At 58.4% G+C, this 16,073-nt stretch carries 17 protein-coding genes and 2 tRNA genes; 12 read left to right on the top strand and 7 right to left on the bottom strand.

Going from position 1 to position 16,073, the window contains the following annotated elements; translation table 11 throughout:
* Positions 1 to 84 precede the first annotated feature (84 nt).
* Both BDD14_RS24220 and BDD14_RS24215 read left to right on the top strand, forming a co-directional pair.
* Positions 85 to 846 (top strand): glucose 1-dehydrogenase, encoded by a 762-nt coding sequence (locus tag BDD14_RS24220; protein WP_130421980.1) that lies wholly within the window; start codon positions 85 to 87, stop codon positions 844 to 846.
* Positions 847 to 875: 29 nt separating this feature from the next.
* Complete coding sequence (locus tag BDD14_RS24215) at positions 876 to 1,067, top strand: hypothetical protein (RefSeq protein ID WP_130421978.1); 192 nt, start codon at positions 876 to 878, stop codon at positions 1,065 to 1,067.
* Between the two features lie 32 nt (positions 1,068 to 1,099).
* Here BDD14_RS24215 and BDD14_RS24210 read toward each other — a convergent pair whose 3' ends face one another.
* Positions 1,100 to 2,179 carry a Gfo/Idh/MocA family protein gene (locus BDD14_RS24210; RefSeq protein WP_130421976.1) on the bottom strand — a complete coding sequence of 360 codons (1,080 nt, stop codon included), beginning with the start codon at positions 2,177 to 2,179 and terminating at the stop codon, positions 1,100 to 1,102.
* Positions 2,180 to 2,310: 131 nt separating this feature from the next.
* Here BDD14_RS24210 and BDD14_RS24205 point away from each other — a divergent pair, with 131 nt between their 5' ends.
* From BDD14_RS24205 to BDD14_RS24170, 8 genes are all read left to right on the top strand, one after another.
* Positions 2,311 to 3,069, top strand: coding sequence for a HoxN/HupN/NixA family nickel/cobalt transporter (locus tag BDD14_RS24205; protein ID WP_130421974.1), 759 nt, complete (start codon positions 2,311 to 2,313; stop codon positions 3,067 to 3,069).
* A gap of 32 nt (positions 3,070 to 3,101) precedes the next feature.
* A complete protein-coding gene (yiaK, locus tag BDD14_RS24200; protein WP_130421972.1) occupies positions 3,102 to 4,109 on the top strand; it encodes a 3-dehydro-L-gulonate 2-dehydrogenase in 1,008 nt (335 codons plus the stop codon).
* Positions 4,110 to 4,146: 37 nt separating this feature from the next.
* Complete coding sequence (gene larE, locus BDD14_RS24195) at positions 4,147 to 4,986, top strand: ATP-dependent sacrificial sulfur transferase LarE (protein ID WP_130421970.1); 840 nt, start codon at positions 4,147 to 4,149, stop codon at positions 4,984 to 4,986.
* Positions 4,987 to 4,991: 5 nt separating this feature from the next.
* Entirely contained in the window at positions 4,992 to 6,308 is a 1,317-nt protein-coding gene (gene larC / locus BDD14_RS24190) for a nickel pincer cofactor biosynthesis protein LarC (RefSeq protein WP_130421968.1), read from the top strand.
* A gap of 9 nt (positions 6,309 to 6,317) precedes the next feature.
* Complete coding sequence (gene larB, locus BDD14_RS24185; RefSeq protein ID WP_130421966.1) at positions 6,318 to 7,076, top strand: nickel pincer cofactor biosynthesis protein LarB; 759 nt, start codon at positions 6,318 to 6,320, stop codon at positions 7,074 to 7,076.
* Between the two features lie 54 nt (positions 7,077 to 7,130).
* Complete coding sequence (locus tag BDD14_RS24180; RefSeq protein ID WP_130421964.1) at positions 7,131 to 8,150, top strand: aldo/keto reductase; 1,020 nt, start codon at positions 7,131 to 7,133, stop codon at positions 8,148 to 8,150.
* A 27-nt stretch (positions 8,151 to 8,177) separates the two neighbouring features.
* Complete coding sequence (locus BDD14_RS24175) at positions 8,178 to 8,453, top strand: hypothetical protein (protein WP_130421962.1); 276 nt, start codon at positions 8,178 to 8,180, stop codon at positions 8,451 to 8,453.
* Positions 8,454 to 8,505: 52 nt separating this feature from the next.
* Positions 8,506 to 8,582 (top strand) — tRNA-Arg (locus BDD14_RS24170).
* A gap of 82 nt (positions 8,583 to 8,664) precedes the next feature.
* On the opposite strand, the gene BDD14_RS24165 is transcribed toward BDD14_RS24170, so the two are convergent.
* Complete coding sequence (locus tag BDD14_RS24165) at positions 8,665 to 9,438, bottom strand: SDR family oxidoreductase (protein WP_130421960.1); 774 nt, start codon at positions 9,436 to 9,438, stop codon at positions 8,665 to 8,667.
* 93 nt (positions 9,439 to 9,531) lie between these two features.
* On the opposite strand from BDD14_RS24165, the gene BDD14_RS24160 reads away from it, so the two are divergent.
* Both BDD14_RS24160 and BDD14_RS24155 read left to right on the top strand, forming a co-directional pair.
* The gene (locus tag BDD14_RS24160) at positions 9,532 to 9,981 is read left to right on the top strand and encodes a winged helix-turn-helix transcriptional regulator (RefSeq protein WP_130421958.1); all 450 of its coding nucleotides are present in this window, start codon (positions 9,532 to 9,534) and stop codon (positions 9,979 to 9,981) included.
* Between the two features lie 66 nt (positions 9,982 to 10,047).
* A tRNA-Arg gene (locus BDD14_RS24155) sits at positions 10,048 to 10,124 on the top strand.
* 137 nt (positions 10,125 to 10,261) lie between these two features.
* Here the strand turns inward: BDD14_RS24155 and BDD14_RS24150 are convergent.
* From BDD14_RS24150 to BDD14_RS24130, 5 genes are all read right to left on the bottom strand, one after another.
* Positions 10,262 to 11,425 carry a M48 family metallopeptidase gene (locus BDD14_RS24150; protein WP_130421956.1) on the bottom strand — a complete coding sequence of 388 codons (1,164 nt, stop codon included), beginning with the start codon at positions 11,423 to 11,425 and terminating at the stop codon, positions 10,262 to 10,264.
* 208 nt (positions 11,426 to 11,633) lie between these two features.
* Positions 11,634 to 12,266 (bottom strand): PEP-CTERM sorting domain-containing protein, encoded by a 633-nt coding sequence (locus tag BDD14_RS33240; RefSeq protein ID WP_242618172.1) that lies wholly within the window; start codon positions 12,264 to 12,266, stop codon positions 11,634 to 11,636.
* Between the two features lie 224 nt (positions 12,267 to 12,490).
* Positions 12,491 to 12,907, bottom strand: coding sequence for a type II secretion system protein (locus BDD14_RS24140; RefSeq protein ID WP_130421954.1), 417 nt, complete (start codon positions 12,905 to 12,907; stop codon positions 12,491 to 12,493).
* Positions 12,901 to 13,365: a type II secretion system protein gene (locus BDD14_RS24135; RefSeq protein WP_423201766.1), complete on the bottom strand. Its 465-nt coding sequence runs from the start codon at positions 13,363 to 13,365 to the stop codon at positions 12,901 to 12,903. Before BDD14_RS24135 ends, BDD14_RS24140 begins: the two co-directional genes overlap by 7 nt.
* Positions 13,366 to 13,442: 77 nt before the next feature.
* Positions 13,443 to 15,971, bottom strand: coding sequence for a cohesin domain-containing protein (locus tag BDD14_RS24130; RefSeq protein ID WP_130421950.1), 2,529 nt, complete (start codon positions 15,969 to 15,971; stop codon positions 13,443 to 13,445).
* Positions 15,972 to 16,073: the final 102 nt, after the last annotated feature.

Here is a 16,073-nt window from a genome sequence, read left to right as displayed (position 1 = left end):
GAACACGGTCCGCCAGACTATCCGGGCAACAGTAGAAACTATTCAATTTGCTCGGCGGAGTAAGCGCCGGTACAGTGACGAAGTATGCAAAACATCCTCGATCTCTTCCGTCTCGACCAGAAAGTCGCCCTCGTGACAGGCGCCGCCACAGGCCTGGGAGCCGCCATTGCAGAGGCGCTTGCGCAGGCGGGCGCCACCGTCGCCGTCCATGGAAACCGCCGTGTCGCTACGGAGACCGCTGAAGCGATCGGCGAAAAGGCCGCCGCATTCCAGGCTGACCTTTCCTCGCCGACGGGAGCGGAGGAGCTTTTTGCCAAGGTCAAAGACAAGTTCGGCAGGATCGACATCCTCATCAATAACGCCGGAACCATCATTCGTCATCCAGCAGCAGAGTATCCGATAGAAGACTGGCAGACGGTTCTGCAGGTGAATCTGACCAGCGTCTTTCAGCTTTCGCAGCTGGCCGGACGCGACATGATGGCAAGAAATGCTCCCGGCAAGATCGTCAACATCGCATCGCTGCTCAGCTTCCAGGGAGGCATCCGCGTGCCTGCCTATGCGGCCAGCAAAGGCGGCGTGGCTCAACTAACCAAGTCGCTGGCAAATGAGTGGGCCGTGAAAGGAATTCAGGTCAACGCCATCGCGCCTGGGTACATTTCGACTACGAATACGGAACCCCTGCAGGCCGATGAGACCCGCAATCGCCAGATTCTCGAGCGCATCCCCGCAGCCCGCTGGGGTCAACCGATAGACATAGCCGGAGCCGCTTTGTATCTCAGCTCGGCAGCAAGCGACTACGTGACGGGCACAGTCATCACAGTGGATGGCGGATGGATGGGACGCTGAAACCGTTTTTCTGAACGGGGGAACAACCCATGTCAGAGAATCCACACGAACGCGCCGCAGAGCTTCATAACCTCGCGGCGCACGCCCACAGGGCGGCAGCCGCATCGCATGACAAAGCTGACCACCTCACCGCGCATGAGCTCTCACAGAAGGCGCACGAGCAGTCCATTGAAGCGCTGCGGCATTCGAAGGATGCCATGGATCGCTCCAGGAAGCCGTAGAGGTACGCTTTCGAAAAGCAGATGTCGTCCTGTCACTCGACAGGCGGAAGTTCCGTGCCTCCGCGTTCGCTTGAAAGATATGCCGCCTCCACTGTTCGCATCGTGTCGATGGCATCTTCGACGCTGGTGGGCAATGTGTTGGCCTCGCCCTGAACGTAAGCCTGCAATGACCCCATGGACCCCATAAATGCATCGGGGAACCAATTACCGCCTACCTCTGCCTGCTTCCAGCCAGTACCATCTCGCAGGACATATTCCAGGTTGTCCGGAAGGCCGGCGGGATAGTTGAGGTTGACGCCCATCTGCGCCCGCATGGCTCCGGTCATTCCTTCCCATTGCACGAAGCTTCGCTGCATTTGGGGATCGAAGTCGTGGCTGTGATTCGTCGCTACGAAAGCCCGCTTGTCGTCGCCATAGTCGAGAACGATAACGCTCTTGGTCGCCGCAAGAGTGGGCGTTCGTGGACTCTTGACCGTTTTCGCGTAAACGCTGCGAGGATTACCGAGCCAGCTCCGCACCAGATCGACGTAGTGAATGGAGTGATAGAGAATCTCCAGTCTGGGAGCGCTGCTAAGGAAGCTCCACAGCTCCCACGGCATGTGGACGCTGATCTTCACCTCCATGTCGTGCAGCTCTCCGAGTGCTCCGGAGGTGGTGATTGCGCGCGCAGCCAGCATGTTGGGGGCCCAGCGAAGCTGGAAGTTGACCGCAGCCGTGAGTCCCTTCCTGCGGCAGATGCGCAGAATTTCGACCGCCTCGCCGAGCGTATCTCCCATGGGCTTCTGCATCAGCACGGCCGCTCCATCGGGTAGCTGCGCAAGGATGGAAGGAAGGACTTTCGCGGGGATCGCGATGTCGAACACAGAATCTGGCGGCGAAAAGCGAATGGCTTCGGCGACGGACGAAAAGGCCCGGGGGATGTTGAACTCTTTCGCCAAAGCTTCCGCCTTTTTGAGGCTCACGTCCACCAGCGCCGCCACGGGAAATTCGGCCTTCGCATAGGCGGGCAAGTGTGCGTCATGAACGATGCCGCCGGCACCGATCATGATGATGGGCCGTGCTGCTCGCGGACGCGGCGCGGCGGCCCCGCTGACAATCTTCTCGAAATCCATTCCCAGAACCTCTCTTTTTACCTGTCCAACATGAGTTCTATTCACAAAAGTGATACCAGCTTTGACGGATAACCGCAAAGGACTGCAGGTTGCGCCCTCCTCCCGCACCTCGTACCCTACCAAAAGAAATCATGTCTTCCGCTCTCGAACTCGCCCTGTTCTCCTGCGCTTTACTGGGCCTTCGCCATGGGTTCGATTATGACCACCTGGCAGCAATCACGGATATCACGAGCGTGCAACGAACGTGGCGGGAAGGCATGCGGCTTGGGCTGCTCTACGCGCTTGGCCATGCGCTTACCGTGACTATTCTCGGAGCGGCGGTCATCTTTCTTCACCTTGGGATGCCTCCACATCTCGATGCCTGGGGCGAGCGGCTGGTAGGGGCCACTCTAATCGTTCTTGCGCTCTATGTGCTGATCACCTTCCTTCGCCGCCGGCCCAATGCGACGCATCAGCATGCCATCCCTGCCAGCCGTATTGCTCTTCTGGTCTCCGGGGCACGCTACGCAGGATGGAAGCTGCGCAGTCTTGGGAATCCCGAGCTGCCACGGCCAGAGCCGTTCCGCTTTCGGTACGATCGCAGCTCCGTCTTTGTTGTGGGTATTATTCATGGCCTGGGCGCTGAGACCCCCTCGCAGCTTCTGCTTTTTCTGCTGGCGGCTAATCTGGGCGGGACCAGCCGGGGCTTTCTTGGGTTGCTCTGCTTTATCGCCGGCCTGCTGGTGATGAATACGCTGATGACAGCCTCCGCCTCCGGCATCTTCGCTTCGAGCAAACATCGCCCGAAGCTGCAGATGTTCGTCACTTCGCTCACGGCGGCCTATAGCTTTGTGATCGGAGCGATTTTTCTGTTCGGCATCAGCGATAGGCTTCCCGCACTGATGCGCTAACGGACTGCCAGGCCTTCTTCTACACTGCATTCATGCTTCGTGTTCCCTTCGCTGATCTCTATGCCGCCCTTGAACAAGCGATGCTGCGCCTCGGTCTTCCCTCGGAAGCAGCACAGCTCTCAGCCCGTCTCTTTGCAGAGACCACTCGCGATGGCATCTACTCGCACGGCCTGAATCGCTTCCCTCGCTTTGAGGCGATGGTGCTGAATGGAAGCATCGACGTGCAAGCAAGACCAACTCGCACTGCGGCGTTCGGGAGCATCGAACGGTGGAATGGCAATCGGGGAGTTGGCAACGTAAATGCCCATCTTGCGATGCAGCGCACCATAGAACTCTCACGCGCGAATGGCATCGGTGCGGTAGCCCTGGCCAATTCGAACCACTGGATGCGCGGCGGAGCCTTTGGGTGGCAGGCCGCCGATGCGGGCATGTTTGCGATGTGCTGGTCTAACACGTTGGCGAATCTCCCGGCCTGGGGCACAGCGGTGCCGACGCTGGGCAATAATCCATTTGTGATTGCTGTCCCGAGAGCGAATGGAGAACACGTCGTACTCGACATGGCGATGAGCCAGTTCTCCTACGGTGCGCTCGCGTCTTACGCCAAGCGCAATCAACCGCTGCCGGTTCCGGGAGGATTCGACAGTGAAGGCCACCTTACGCAGGATGCCGCGGCGATCGAGGCATGCCAGCGCGCACTTCCGATCGGGTACTGGAAGGGGTCTGGGCTGTCGCTGGTCCTGGACATGATCGGCGCCATGCTCTCCGGCGGCCTGGCTACACATCAGCTTGCCTTGGAGCCGACGCTGGAGACCGGCCAGTCACAGATCTTCCTCGCAATCGACCCTGCAAACCTAGCTGCCTCGAACGAGTTGAACCATATCGCCGATGGCATCCTGGAACACCTTCATCAAGCCACTCCTCTGGACTCGAACGAGCCGATCCGCTATCCGGGGGAGCAGACTCTTCATCTCCGCGAGGAGAATCTTAGACTTGGGATACCGGTCGATCCGGATATCTGGCGCCAGATCAACACCCCTTAAGACAATCGCGGCGGACTGGTCTAGCATCTACAGAGGTATGGACCTTGCTTCAAAACGCGGCCTGCTCGAGACGACCCTCAAGGATCTTGGCAGCGTGATGGTGGCCTACTCGGGCGGGACCGACTCGGCCTTCCTCGCCTGGGCTGCCTTTCAGGCGCTCGGCGACGGCATGCTTGCCGTGATCGCGGACTCCGCCTCCCTGCCTCGCGCGGAGCTGGCGGCAGCCCTTGCCTTCACCGCTCGTCACAGGATTCCGACGCACATTCTGCCAACGTCGGAGCTCGACAATCCCGACTATCAGCGAAACGATTCTCAGCGCTGTTTTCATTGCAAGGATGAGCTCTTCACCCGGATGGAGACGGAACGCTCCGCGCGCGGTTTCCGGCATCTCGCCTACGGAATGAACCTCGATGATCGCGGAGAGTTTCGCCCGGGCCAGCAGGCCGCATCGCAACACAACGCGCTCGCCCCGCTGGTGACGGCACAGCTCACAAAGACCGAGATCCGGCAGCTGGCCCACGAGGCTGGCCTCGAACTGTGGGATAAGCCCTCCTCCGCCTGTCTCTCTTCCCGAATCGAATATGGCCGTCCAGTCACGCGCGAGAATCTGGCGCAGGTGGAACAGGCGGAAGAGGCGTTGCACGGTATGGGATTTCGCCAGGTGCGGGTGCGCCATCATGGCGATCTTGCACGTATCGAGATCGCACGTCCGGAGCTGCCCCGGGCTCTCGATGTCGAGGTACTCGACCGCATCACTGCGGCACTGCGCCCATTAGGTTTTCGCTACATCACGCTCGACACACAGGGATATCGCTCCGGCTCGATGAACGACATCCTGCCCGCTACCGCCATCACCTCGGCCACCGTGAAACAATAGCTCCCATGCGCATCGCTTATCTCGATTGCTTCGCTGGCATCAGCGGCGATATGTTTCTCGGAGCTCTTATCGACTCCGGTGTTCCGGCAGAAGTTCTCCACGATGCGGTGAAAACTCTCGACCTTGGCGCGTCGCTCACGCTCAGCAAGGCCGATCGCAGCGGAATCTCGGCCACCAGCGTGCGAGTTCTTGAGAATGGCAAGCCTGCCGAAGAGCCTGCCCTTGCGCACAGCCACACTCATGAGCACCACCATCACGAGGGTCAACAGCACTCTCACTCCCACCGCCATTCTCATTCTCATGATGCGCCGCAACAGCAGCAGCAGGAACCTGCGCACCAACATTCGCACTCCCACGGCCGCTCGCTCTCTGTGATTCGCAAGCTCATCGATTCAGCGAAACTTGCCGATCCCGTTAAGCGCACGGCGATCCAGACCTTTGAGCTCTTGGGAGCAAGCGAAGCGAAGATCCATAACGTCGACATCGAGAAGATTCACTTCCACGAAGTAGGAGCCGTCGATGCCATCGTGGACATCGTGGCCGCGAGCGCCGGGATTCATGCTCTCGGTGTGGATGCGTGGTATGCATCGCCTCTCAACGTTGGCGGGGGCATGGTGGACTGCGCGCACGGCCGCTTCCCCGTTCCTGCGCCCGCCACTGCCGATCTGCTTCGCGGATTTCCAACCTATTCGGCGCACGTTCAGCAGGAACTGGTGACGCCCACAGGAGCTGCCCTCGTGCGTGTGCTCTCTCCCACGTTCGGAGCGCAGCCCGCAATGCGCGTTCAGAAGATTGGATATGGGGCCGGCACACGAAATCCCAAAGACTTTCCCAATGTTCTCCGGCTTTCGATCGGTGACGCAGGGGATGGAAACCAGGCCTCTGTGGCTGTGCTTGAGACCGCTCTGGACGACATCTCCCCTCAGATTCTCGCGCACGTGACAGAACGCGCCTTCGCCCTGGGCGCGCTCGATGTGATGTCGACAGCGGTGCAGATGAAGAAAGGACGCCTGGGTACACTTCTTACGCTTCTCGCGGACGACGCGAAGGTCAGCGTGCTGGAAGACCTGCTGTTGCGCGAAACGAGCACGCTGGGGATTCGCATCCACCATGAACGTCGCTCCTGCCTCGATCGCACTTACGTTACAGTGAGTACTCCTTACGGTGAGATTCGCATCAAGGTCGGTTCCCGGTCGGGCGAGATCTTCAACGCGGCTCCGGAGTTCGAGGACTGCCGCACCGCCGCAGCAGCCCATAATGTCCCCGTCAAGCAGGTACAGCAATCTGCCATCGCCGCCTATCAACGCGTCCAGGGCGATTGAAGGAATCCGATGAACCGTAATCGTCTTCTCGAGCTTCTGGCCTCTGTCGAGCGGGGCAATCTCAGTGCCGATGAGGCCTGCGAGCAACTCGCCCATCTTCCCTTCGAGGACGTCGGCCATGCCCGCATCGATCACCATCGTGCGCTGCGCTCCGGACTTCCTGAGGTGATCTACGCCGCTGGGAAGACTCCTGACCAGACGGCAGAGATCTTCGCTCGAATGGCTGCGGCAGGGTCTGACGTGCTGGCCACGCGCGTCGATGAACCAACCGTAGCGGCCGTGCTAGCCGCGGTTCCGCAGGCGACCCACCACCCGCAGGCTCGCGCTATGAGCCTTCGCCAGACGACCGCAGAGATTAGCGGCCACATTGCAGTTGTCTGCGCGGGCACCAGTGACCTAACGGTCGCAGAAGAGGCCGCGATTACGGCAGAGTTGTTTGGCACCCAGGTCACCCGTCTGTACGACGTAGGAGTCGCCGGCATTCATCGTCTGCTGGCCGTGCGCGAACAGCTCAGCCAGGCGCAGGCAGTGATCGTCTGCGCCGGCATGGAGGGGGCTCTGCCTTCGGTCGTCGGGGGGCTGGTAGGCGTTCCAGTGATTGCCGTACCCACCTCGGTAGGCTACGGCGCAAGTTTTCAGGGGACAACCGCGTTGCTGGGGATGCTGAACTCCTGTTCGCCTAACGTTACCGTTGTCAACATCGACAACGGTTTCGGGGCGGCCTACACGGCGACACTGATCGCCCGCGCCGCGAACCATTCGCGCTAAATTGATCGGTAAGGCTCCAGAATATCGAACTCATTTTGGGGGTCAAGCATCCAAATGAGTATGCTTCGTCGCGACTTTCTCAAATCCGCCAGCGCTGTCGGGATCGCCTCTGCCGTTCCCCTAGCCTCCGCGCAGACGCCAGCGTCTCGGCCCACAACGCGGCCCGAGTCTCCGGGGATGATCTACCGCAACCTTGGCACCACGGGCGAGCGTGTCTCGGCCATCGGTCTGGGAGGTTACCACATAGGCAAGAGCCCGGATGCCGATGCCAGCATTCGTCTTATCCGGTCGGCGATCGACGCCGGTATCACGTTTATGGACAACTGTTGGGACTATAACGACGGCATCAGCGAAGTACGGATGGGGCATGCTCTTCGCGACGGTTACCGGCAGAAGGTTTTCCTGATGACCAAGATGGATGGCCGCACCAAAGAGTCTTACAACAAACAGCTCGAACAGTCGCTCGGCCGCCTCCAAACCGACATTATTGACCTGGTGCAGTTTCATGAGGTGATCCGTATGGAGGATCCCGACCGCATCTTTGCACCCGGGGGAGCTCTCGAGGCAGCAGTTGCGGCCCGCCAGGCTGGAAAGATCCGCTACATTGGCTTCACGGGACACAAAGATCCTGCAGTCCACCTCCGCATGCTGGAGATGGCACAGAAGCACAACTTTCATCTGGACACAGTTCAGATGCCGATCAATGTAATGGATGCCCACTTCCGATCCTTCACAAAGGAAGTATTGCCCGTGGCATTGAAACAGGGCGTCGGCGTGCTCGCCATGAAGACCTTTGGGGACCACTTCATCCTCGACAGCAAAACGGTTGAACCAATGGAAGCGTTGCACTATGGACTTACCCAGCCCGTATCCGTGGTCATTACCGGAATCGATTCGCCGCAGATTCTCGATCAAGCATTAACGGCGGCAAAGACATTCAAACCACTGAGCGAAACGCAAGTTACAGCGCTGCTGGACCGCACGAAGGACGCCGCCAGCGAAGGCCGCTTCGAGCTCTTCAAGACTTCGAGTCGCTTTGATGGAACGGCTGCCAATCCCAAATGGCTCGGTTAGTCTCCTGTCACTGGTATGATCAGAAGCATGACGCAGCTTGATGTTCTATACCGGTACGGCGTGCCGCCGACGGAGGCGAGTATGCTGGCCATGGCACGGGTTCGCGAAGTCTATGGCGTTCGCAGTCTCCTCTTCAACGAAGCCGAGAAGACAGTCCGGATAGAGTATGACGCGACCCGGCTCAACGAGCCTATGATTCACCAGCTCCTGCGTCGCGCCGGGCTGGATATCGTCGAAAGAGTAACGCTGTTTACAATACCGGAGCCTGTCGAGGCTCTGCCTGCTGCTGCTCTCGTCAAGTAAACGAAACCGGCACAAAATGCCATTCCTGGGATACATTAGAGACTGTCTTGCCGCGCCTGTAGCTCAGCTGGATAGAGCAACTGGCTTCGAACCAGTAGGTCGGGAGTTCGAATCTCTCCGGGCGCACCATTTCAAAAGCCAATAGGTTGAGTCATTCGACTTCAACCTATTGGCTTTCTCATTGCAATAAGAATGAGTTCTCTCCCTGGGATCAGTGCGGCGCGGGCACTGCGTCATTGAAGGTCTTGAAGAACGCCTCATACTTCTCCACACCATTCAATTCAGCGAACCGCAGAGGCTTCACCCTTTCGACGAGAACCTCGGTCACGTCGGGCTTCTCCTTGAGGATCGCGATCACCTCGTCGATGAACTCCTTCAAGGGCATGGCGCGGGGATCTGCGGCCTGTGCGCTGCCCATCAGCTCCGTCTGAACATAAGGAGGCACAAGCTCGATCACCTCGATATTCGTCGACTTCAACTGATACCGCAGCGACTGGCTGTAAGAGTGTATGGCCGCCTTGGTGGCGCAGTAGGTTGGAGTGAGTGCCAGCGGGATGTACGCAAGGCCCGACGAGACCGTCATGATGGTTGCCTTGGGCTGCTTTTCGAGCAGAGGCAGCAAAGCGCTGGTAAGGCGAATAGGGCCCAGAAGATTGGTTGCAAGCGTGGCATCCACGATCGCAAGATCGCCAGGCTGTGCAAGTAGATTCTCCGGTCTCATAATCCCGGCATTGTGGATTACGACGTTCAGCTTCGGATACTTTTCCGTCACCATGTCCGCGAAAGAACGAATGCTGTCCAGGCTTTCAATATCGAGTACGGCCGCCTGCATGCCAGGGTTTGCAGCCACCGTCTCGTCGAGAACCTGCTGGCGTCGTCCGGCGATGATGACGTTATTCCCTAGCTTCTGAAACGCCTCCGCGAGGCTGCGGCCAATGCCCGAGCCGCCTCCAGTGATCAGAATCGTATTGCCTGAAATGTTCATTGCCTTCTCCTTCAAGACGTACTATAGGGTTATTACTTACTTATAGGAAGTAGGCACCCAAAATATCTATACTTACATAAAAGAGAGTTACAAATGATCGAGAAATCCATTCCGAAGACATCCCGCCCTCCCAGCCGTACTACTGCGGCTGCGCCGCCAAAGGAGGTCGATCCCCGAATTGACGCACTTGTCCGCGAGATTATAGAGCGGGTGGCCGATAAATGGACCATGCTGGTGCTCGAGGTTCTCGAAGAACACGGCACGGTACGATTCACGCGCCTTGGAGAGTTGGTAGGCGGGATAAGCCAGAAGATGCTGACCAAGACCATACGCCAGATGGAGAGCGATGGCCTGGTCGTTCGCACGATTCATCCGGTGATTCCGCCTCGAGTCGAATACAGCCTGACGCATCTTGGACACAGTCTCGGTGCAGCCTTTTGCGGTGTGTGGATCTGGGCGGAAGAACACTATGACGAGATCACGCGGTCACGCGAGCAGTTTCAAAAACGCTCCGCCGAGAACGAAAGGATCTCTGGGGCTTAGCTGCGGGGGAAGTTGCTCTTGAACGCGAAATCCGGTATCTTGAGAAGGTTGCATTCAACGCAATGTGCGCCCGTAGCTCAGCTGGATAGAGCAACTGGCTACGAACCAGTAGGTCGGGTGTTCGAATCACTCCGGGCGCACCATTTCCCTCAGATTTCCTCCCAAATATCACAAGCCTTCAGGCGAGGTAGCATCGCTGACTCCAAAATTACAGGACGCAGCTGCTTGAGCTGGAAGAACTGTAGACATCGTCCTTCGCGAGGCTAATCCCGATCGAGAATCAGTCGCGGCGGCCCAGGGTCGGCCGGTCGTCGGAGTTCGACGGCGCGTTGGGGTTAGAGGGATCGTTGTTCCCTCCCCCAACTCGACGCAGCGTGGGCTTGTTGCCGTCCTTGTTATCGCGCAGCTTGCGCTTGTTCTCAATGCGAGCCAGCCGAGCCTTGATATCGTCAAACTCCGAGGTGGAGACAATGTAGTCTGGCCGCGCCGGCATGATGGTCGCAATCTCCTCTTCGGAGCGGGAGATACGGTCCGGGGTCTGCGGGTGGTCGGAGAAGACCTTGGACAGAGTTCCCGGCTTGTGCTTCTCGAGAGCGGCAATCTTTTCGAAGAACTGGATGAAGGCCTGGGGATCGTAGCCGGCCTTGTACATGTACTGGAGACCGAGCCAGTCGGCCTCCGCCTCGTCGACGCGGGAGAACTTGAGGAACGCGATAGGAATTGCGAGTTGGGTGGCCTGGTAGATGCCGTAACCGGTCCAGCTACCCGAGGTGAAGATGATGAGAGGAATGGATCCGATCTGCGCCATGTTCATCTTCGTCATCTGGCGGGCGGCGTGATGAGCGCATACATGCGCGGTCTCATGCGCCATGACGCCGGCGAGTTCAGCCTCCTCGTCAGCGGCCAGGATGAGTCCGGAGTTGACGTAGAAGAAGCCACCTGGAAGAGCCATGGCGTTGATCTCGTCGGAATCGATCACCTTGATGGTGAAAGGAACCTTGCAGTCTGAGTTCTTGACGATGTTCTGGCCGACGCGATTGACGTACTCATTGACGACCGGGTCGGTCACCATGTGAGCCGACTTTTCGATCTCCATGGAATAGCCCTTGCCGGTGCGGATCTCCCAGTCCGTGGAGTACCAGTTACCCAGACCGCGGCCGCCGATGTTGCGCGTCCCGATGGCATTGACATCATCTTCACTGCCGGCCTTGATGTGCGGGTCGAGGGCCTCGCCAGGGGATGGAAGAGAATCGGCTTTCTTGCTTGCTTCTTCCTTGGCCGCCTTGTTCTCCTCAGGAGTTGCGGTGGGAGAGCCCGGAATCGGCTTTGAGGATCCGGGAGGAGGAGGAGGCGTGGAGGTAGGAGTCTGGGTATTGGTCTGCGCGTAGGAGACAGTGGAGAGGACGAGAATGGCGGCCAAACCGAGGTGCGTTGCGGAACGCATGGGAAGTCTCCTATGGGAGCCGCTTCCAGATTGAGGGGTGGACGCAGCTCTGCAGCTCTTAGACGTAGTATGCTCCCGAAAGTTACGGAAGACAAACGAATGCCGGGTACCCAGCCTGGATAAATCCCTCTCCTTCGTCTGGACAGGGAAAATGGAAGAGGCCCCTTATGCGGGGGCCTCCAATGCAGAAATACAAAGCCGTTTTGCTTTACGAATTGAGCAAGCGGCGACGGAGGCAACCAGCGGCTCCCAAAATACCCGTTCCCAGAAGAGCCAAAGAAGACGGCTCAGGAACGGCGGGAGGTGTCGATCCGCGGGTATTGATTCCAGACAGGCCGGTGTTACCGGCAGCATTCATGATGTCCGCTGCAAAGTAATAACCGCTGCCGTTCGCAATGAAGTCACTGAAGGTGATTCCAGAGGCATCGTGAATGGTGAAAACGAGCGGTCCGTCGTTATGTTTGCTCGCTCCCGGACCCGGATTGTCGATGAAGTAATCGAATGTTCCCAGGCTTGGTCCATTGGTGCCCGTGGAACTCAGATTAACGTCTGAGAGGGTCCACGGTCCGCTGATGGAAGTAATGGAGATCGTGGGATCACCGGCTAGGTTGAAGGCGAATCCAGGATGGTTTCCTGAACCACTGCTCACAAAGTATTGAGCACCATTCGTCAGAGAAACAGTAACTTGCATATCCGTGGAGTCGACCTGGTGAAGATTTACGTCGAAGCAGCAGAAACCAGTTTGAGAACCTGTGAAGAGAGAATCGGCCTTCGCGGTGGACACGGAAAAACATGTCACTGCGAGAGCAAAGATGAAGCGAGACAGGGCCTTAATGCGCATTTGTAATCCTTCTGAGAGCCTTCTAAACAACAGGAACAGAACTTATAACAGCACGTAGAAGACCAATCTCGCGAAAGCCTGATAGGACTGCATTTCTGGGGGAATGAAGGAACTTTCATGCTCAAGGAGGTACAAGGCAGATGGGAAAACAATTTCACAGTCGGTGCATTTTTATGCCACAGAGTGAAATCGAATTCCATTTATGCGACAAGCAGCAAGTGGCTCTACCAGCTGGAGTAAGTCGTCCCGTCGGAGCCGACCTCCTGGGCTCCCGAGTGGACATCGTTGATACCGGCCTGAGTCTGATCAATGCTTTGAAGGGTATCGTCCTGGGCTGGGATCCAGGTGTCTGTCCGGTTGGTGAAGGGATCTTTGGGCATGGTCTTGATGTAACCAGCCTCGACGAGGTCGTCCAGCGACTGCGGCGCCTTCTGCTTGTCGACCGTATAGGCGTCGATGGCCCCACGCAAGGTGCGGAGATCTTCTTTCAGAACGGCCTCTCTGGCGTGCCGTACGCTCTGGACGTACATCGGAACGGCGATAGCGGCCAGCAGGCCGATGATGACCATGACGATCATCAGCTCGATCAGGGTAAAGCCCTGCTCGAGGCGGCTTGCGCGAGTTGGAGTCGAAGCTACCATGTGGAGTATTTTGAACCGTCCAGGGCCGTTCCCTGGCTCTTGGAATGTACGTCAAAGACGTTCTGTCCGCCGAAAGAATCGGACTCCGGATCGTCCTGGTTCGATCGCAGCCCCCACTCGGCGGTACCGGTCATGGGATCGACGGGAATGCGGCGAAGGAAGCGAACTTTTTTGCTCTGCACGTCAACCCCCTTGACAAGGATCTCAAGATCGGGAGGATAGCCCATGGAGTCTGCCTTGATCTGAAAGGCTCCCTTATCGGCTGCGTCTTTATAGTGGTCGATGGCGGATCGCATCTCCCACAGATCACGCCGAAGCTCGCGCTCCTTTTCGCGGCGAACCTGGAAGCGAGCGATGGGGACCGCAGCGCCGGCCAGGATGGAGATGATGGCCACAACGATGATGAGTTCAACCAGGGTCAGGCCGGCTTCGGAATCGCAGACCCTGTCGGGCCTCACCTTCAAAGACCAGCATGGCCGCGAAGGTAAGATTCCAAAAGCTGCGGCCCGACCAGTCGCCGGGTTGTTCCAGACAATCACTTCACATGCACCACGGACTGAGAGCCGACCGCCGGCAGATTAGCCTGAGTGCTGTTCCGCGCTCCGACCTTCACGAGCGCAAGGTTGGAATCGCCTGCGGCTATGGCTTTGAAGGTCAGGGTGGCAACGCTTCCCTGCCCGGTTACCCCCTGGACATTCGGAGGGCGTGAGGTGGAGATCGTGACCAGGCCATTCCCCTCATCCCTATGGACGATCGAAACCGCCTGACCGTCACGCGACAGCAGGCTGCCAGCATCCACATTAACTAGTTGCAGGACCGCCGGGTTGAACTGCAGTTGCATGGGCACGGCAAACAGATCCCGCGCGTCTGCCGCGTTCACGGAGACCTGGAAGGTGCTTCCAATAGCCTGCGTCCCGGCAGGCGGAGCGACAGAGAGGCTGATCGGCGGTCCGGCAGGAGATCCCTGAGCCGGCTGCGGCGTCGTTGCGGCCGGAGGCGTGGTTGTACCCGGAGGCGGCGGCGTAGGAGGCTGCGCCTGCTGCATGATCTGCTGCGCAGCCGCTGAGACGGCATTCGCTGCCGTGGTCGGCTGGCCGATCTGTCTCGGCCTACCTGGACTTATGTCTTCGTTCTGACCGGTGAGCGTGGGATCTTGACGCAACTGGAACGATGTACTGGTCCCGGTATCGATGGCCCGAGTATTGAGACGCGTAATAATCGACTCCCGCACGATATGAGGAATGAGGAGGAAGACGATCTCGTTTTCCAGGACTTCACGGGAGTTGGAGGCAAAGAAGTATTTGAAGAGCGGGAGTTCGCTCAGGCCCGGGGTTCCGCTGAGGTTACGGTTGTCCTGCTTGGTGACGAGACCGGCGAGGATGCTTGGCTCCCCTTCCTTGAGCTGAAGGACCTGCTCGACCACATTCTGGCCGATGACGGGCTCCGCTACACCGGAGATAGTCACCGTGCTTTGCTGGGAGGAGACCGTCATCTTCATCTTGAGACCGACCTGGTGGTCGTAGTGGACTGTAGGGGTCATGTCGATCTCGACGCCGACATCGATGTAGGTGAACTGGGTCTGGACTCCGATACTGGCCACTCCTGTCGCGACGCCGGCATTGTAAGAGCCGGTAGCGATAGGAATTCTCGAACCTATCTTGAGGTTGGCACGCTGACCATCGGTTGCCCGGATTCGCGGGTTTTGCAGAATTCGGGTGTCGCTATCGGTCAACAAGGCGTCGAGAGTTGCCGCGGGAATGGTGACGCCAAAGTTTGTGGCATTCATGTTGGCCAGCGTATTGAGGGTGAAGGGGTTCGTAGTCGTGGTGCTGGAGGTTGAGGTGGTCGTCGTCGTGGGACTCGCCTGCGGGGTGATCGTAATCGACTGCGGCAGCGTGATGCCCAGCTTTCGCATCTTGTCCCGGCTGACCTGAAGAATGGCAACGTCAACGACCACCTCGGGACGGGCGCGGTCCACGTCATTGATGAGCTTCTGAGCGAGCAGGAGCTGATCCGGGGTCGCCCGCAGGATGATCGCATTCTGACTGGGAACGAGAGTGATCTTTGAACTCGGGTCCAGAACATTGCGAAGCGCGGTGAGCACCTCATTCGCGTCCGATTGCTGGCTGGCGTTGGTCAGATAGAAGGTCTGGACAGCGAGCTCATCGAGGTCGGTGCGCTTCGTGCGATTGTTCTGCGCGACGAAGATCGTATTGGAAGTGACAGGCTTATAGAAGGTCCCTGAGACCGTACCAACGATGCGCAAGGCGTCGGAGAGAGACACATTCGTCAGGTCGATCGGAATGCGTTTGGACGTGTAGTCAGGGTCAAAGATAACGTTGAGGCCTGCGAGCTTGCCTATCGCCTGATAAATATTTTTGACGTCCTCTACCGCGTGCAGCGTGATGGGCTCGTCGGAGACAGGCTTCAGATCGATAGGGCCCGCGACGCTTCCAATAGCGGCGAGATTATCAATGCCGATCTGCTGCCCCGGTGTCGGAGCGGCCGAGGAGGACTGGGTTGCAATCTCGTGAGTAACCCGATCCAGCTCCTGCTGCGCCGTCTGATTGCCGGGATCGATCGCGATGGCACGGGTGAACTCATTGAGAGCCGCCGGCAAATCGCCGTTCTGTCGCAGAACGCGCCCGCGGTCCACATGGCTCACCGACGCCTGAAAGCGCATAAGCTCCAGATGAGTTTTATACCGAAGGTCTTTCGGATTTTTGAGCGTGGCCTGACGATATGCCTCGTAGGCGGCATCGTAGTCGTGGCGAAGCTCAGCGTCCTGTCCTCTCTTGTCCCAGGTCTTGGCAGACTGTGCATGCGCGGTGAAGCTGCCAAAGATGATGAGGCTGAAGAGAAGGGCCGGAAGCGCCTGAAACGCGCCCTGGGCGATCCTGGAGAGAGGTGAGGTATTACCGCGACTCATGCTGCGTTCGTCTGGGTCCTTTACACCGAAAAGAGTGAGGCGTTTGCCGGAGTACACGCCTGCCCCTGGATGGGGAAGGACGCTGCCTGTGGGGGCCTTACCTGCCAGGCGGGTACGTTCGGGTGAGTATAGCATTCGGAACTACAATTCCTTCTTACACGCGAATAAGGCATTGCATTGCCACGCGCGTCCACGCCGGCAGCAAGCAAATCAGGATTGGACAGGATCAACAGTTCT

It is taken from the genome of Edaphobacter modestus (assembly GCF_004217555.1).
Classification (GTDB): domain Bacteria; phylum Acidobacteriota; class Terriglobia; order Terriglobales; family Acidobacteriaceae; genus Edaphobacter; species Edaphobacter modestus.
The sequence above is the reverse complement of the archived record's forward strand: the minus strand, read 5'-3'. Positions and strand labels throughout refer to the sequence as shown.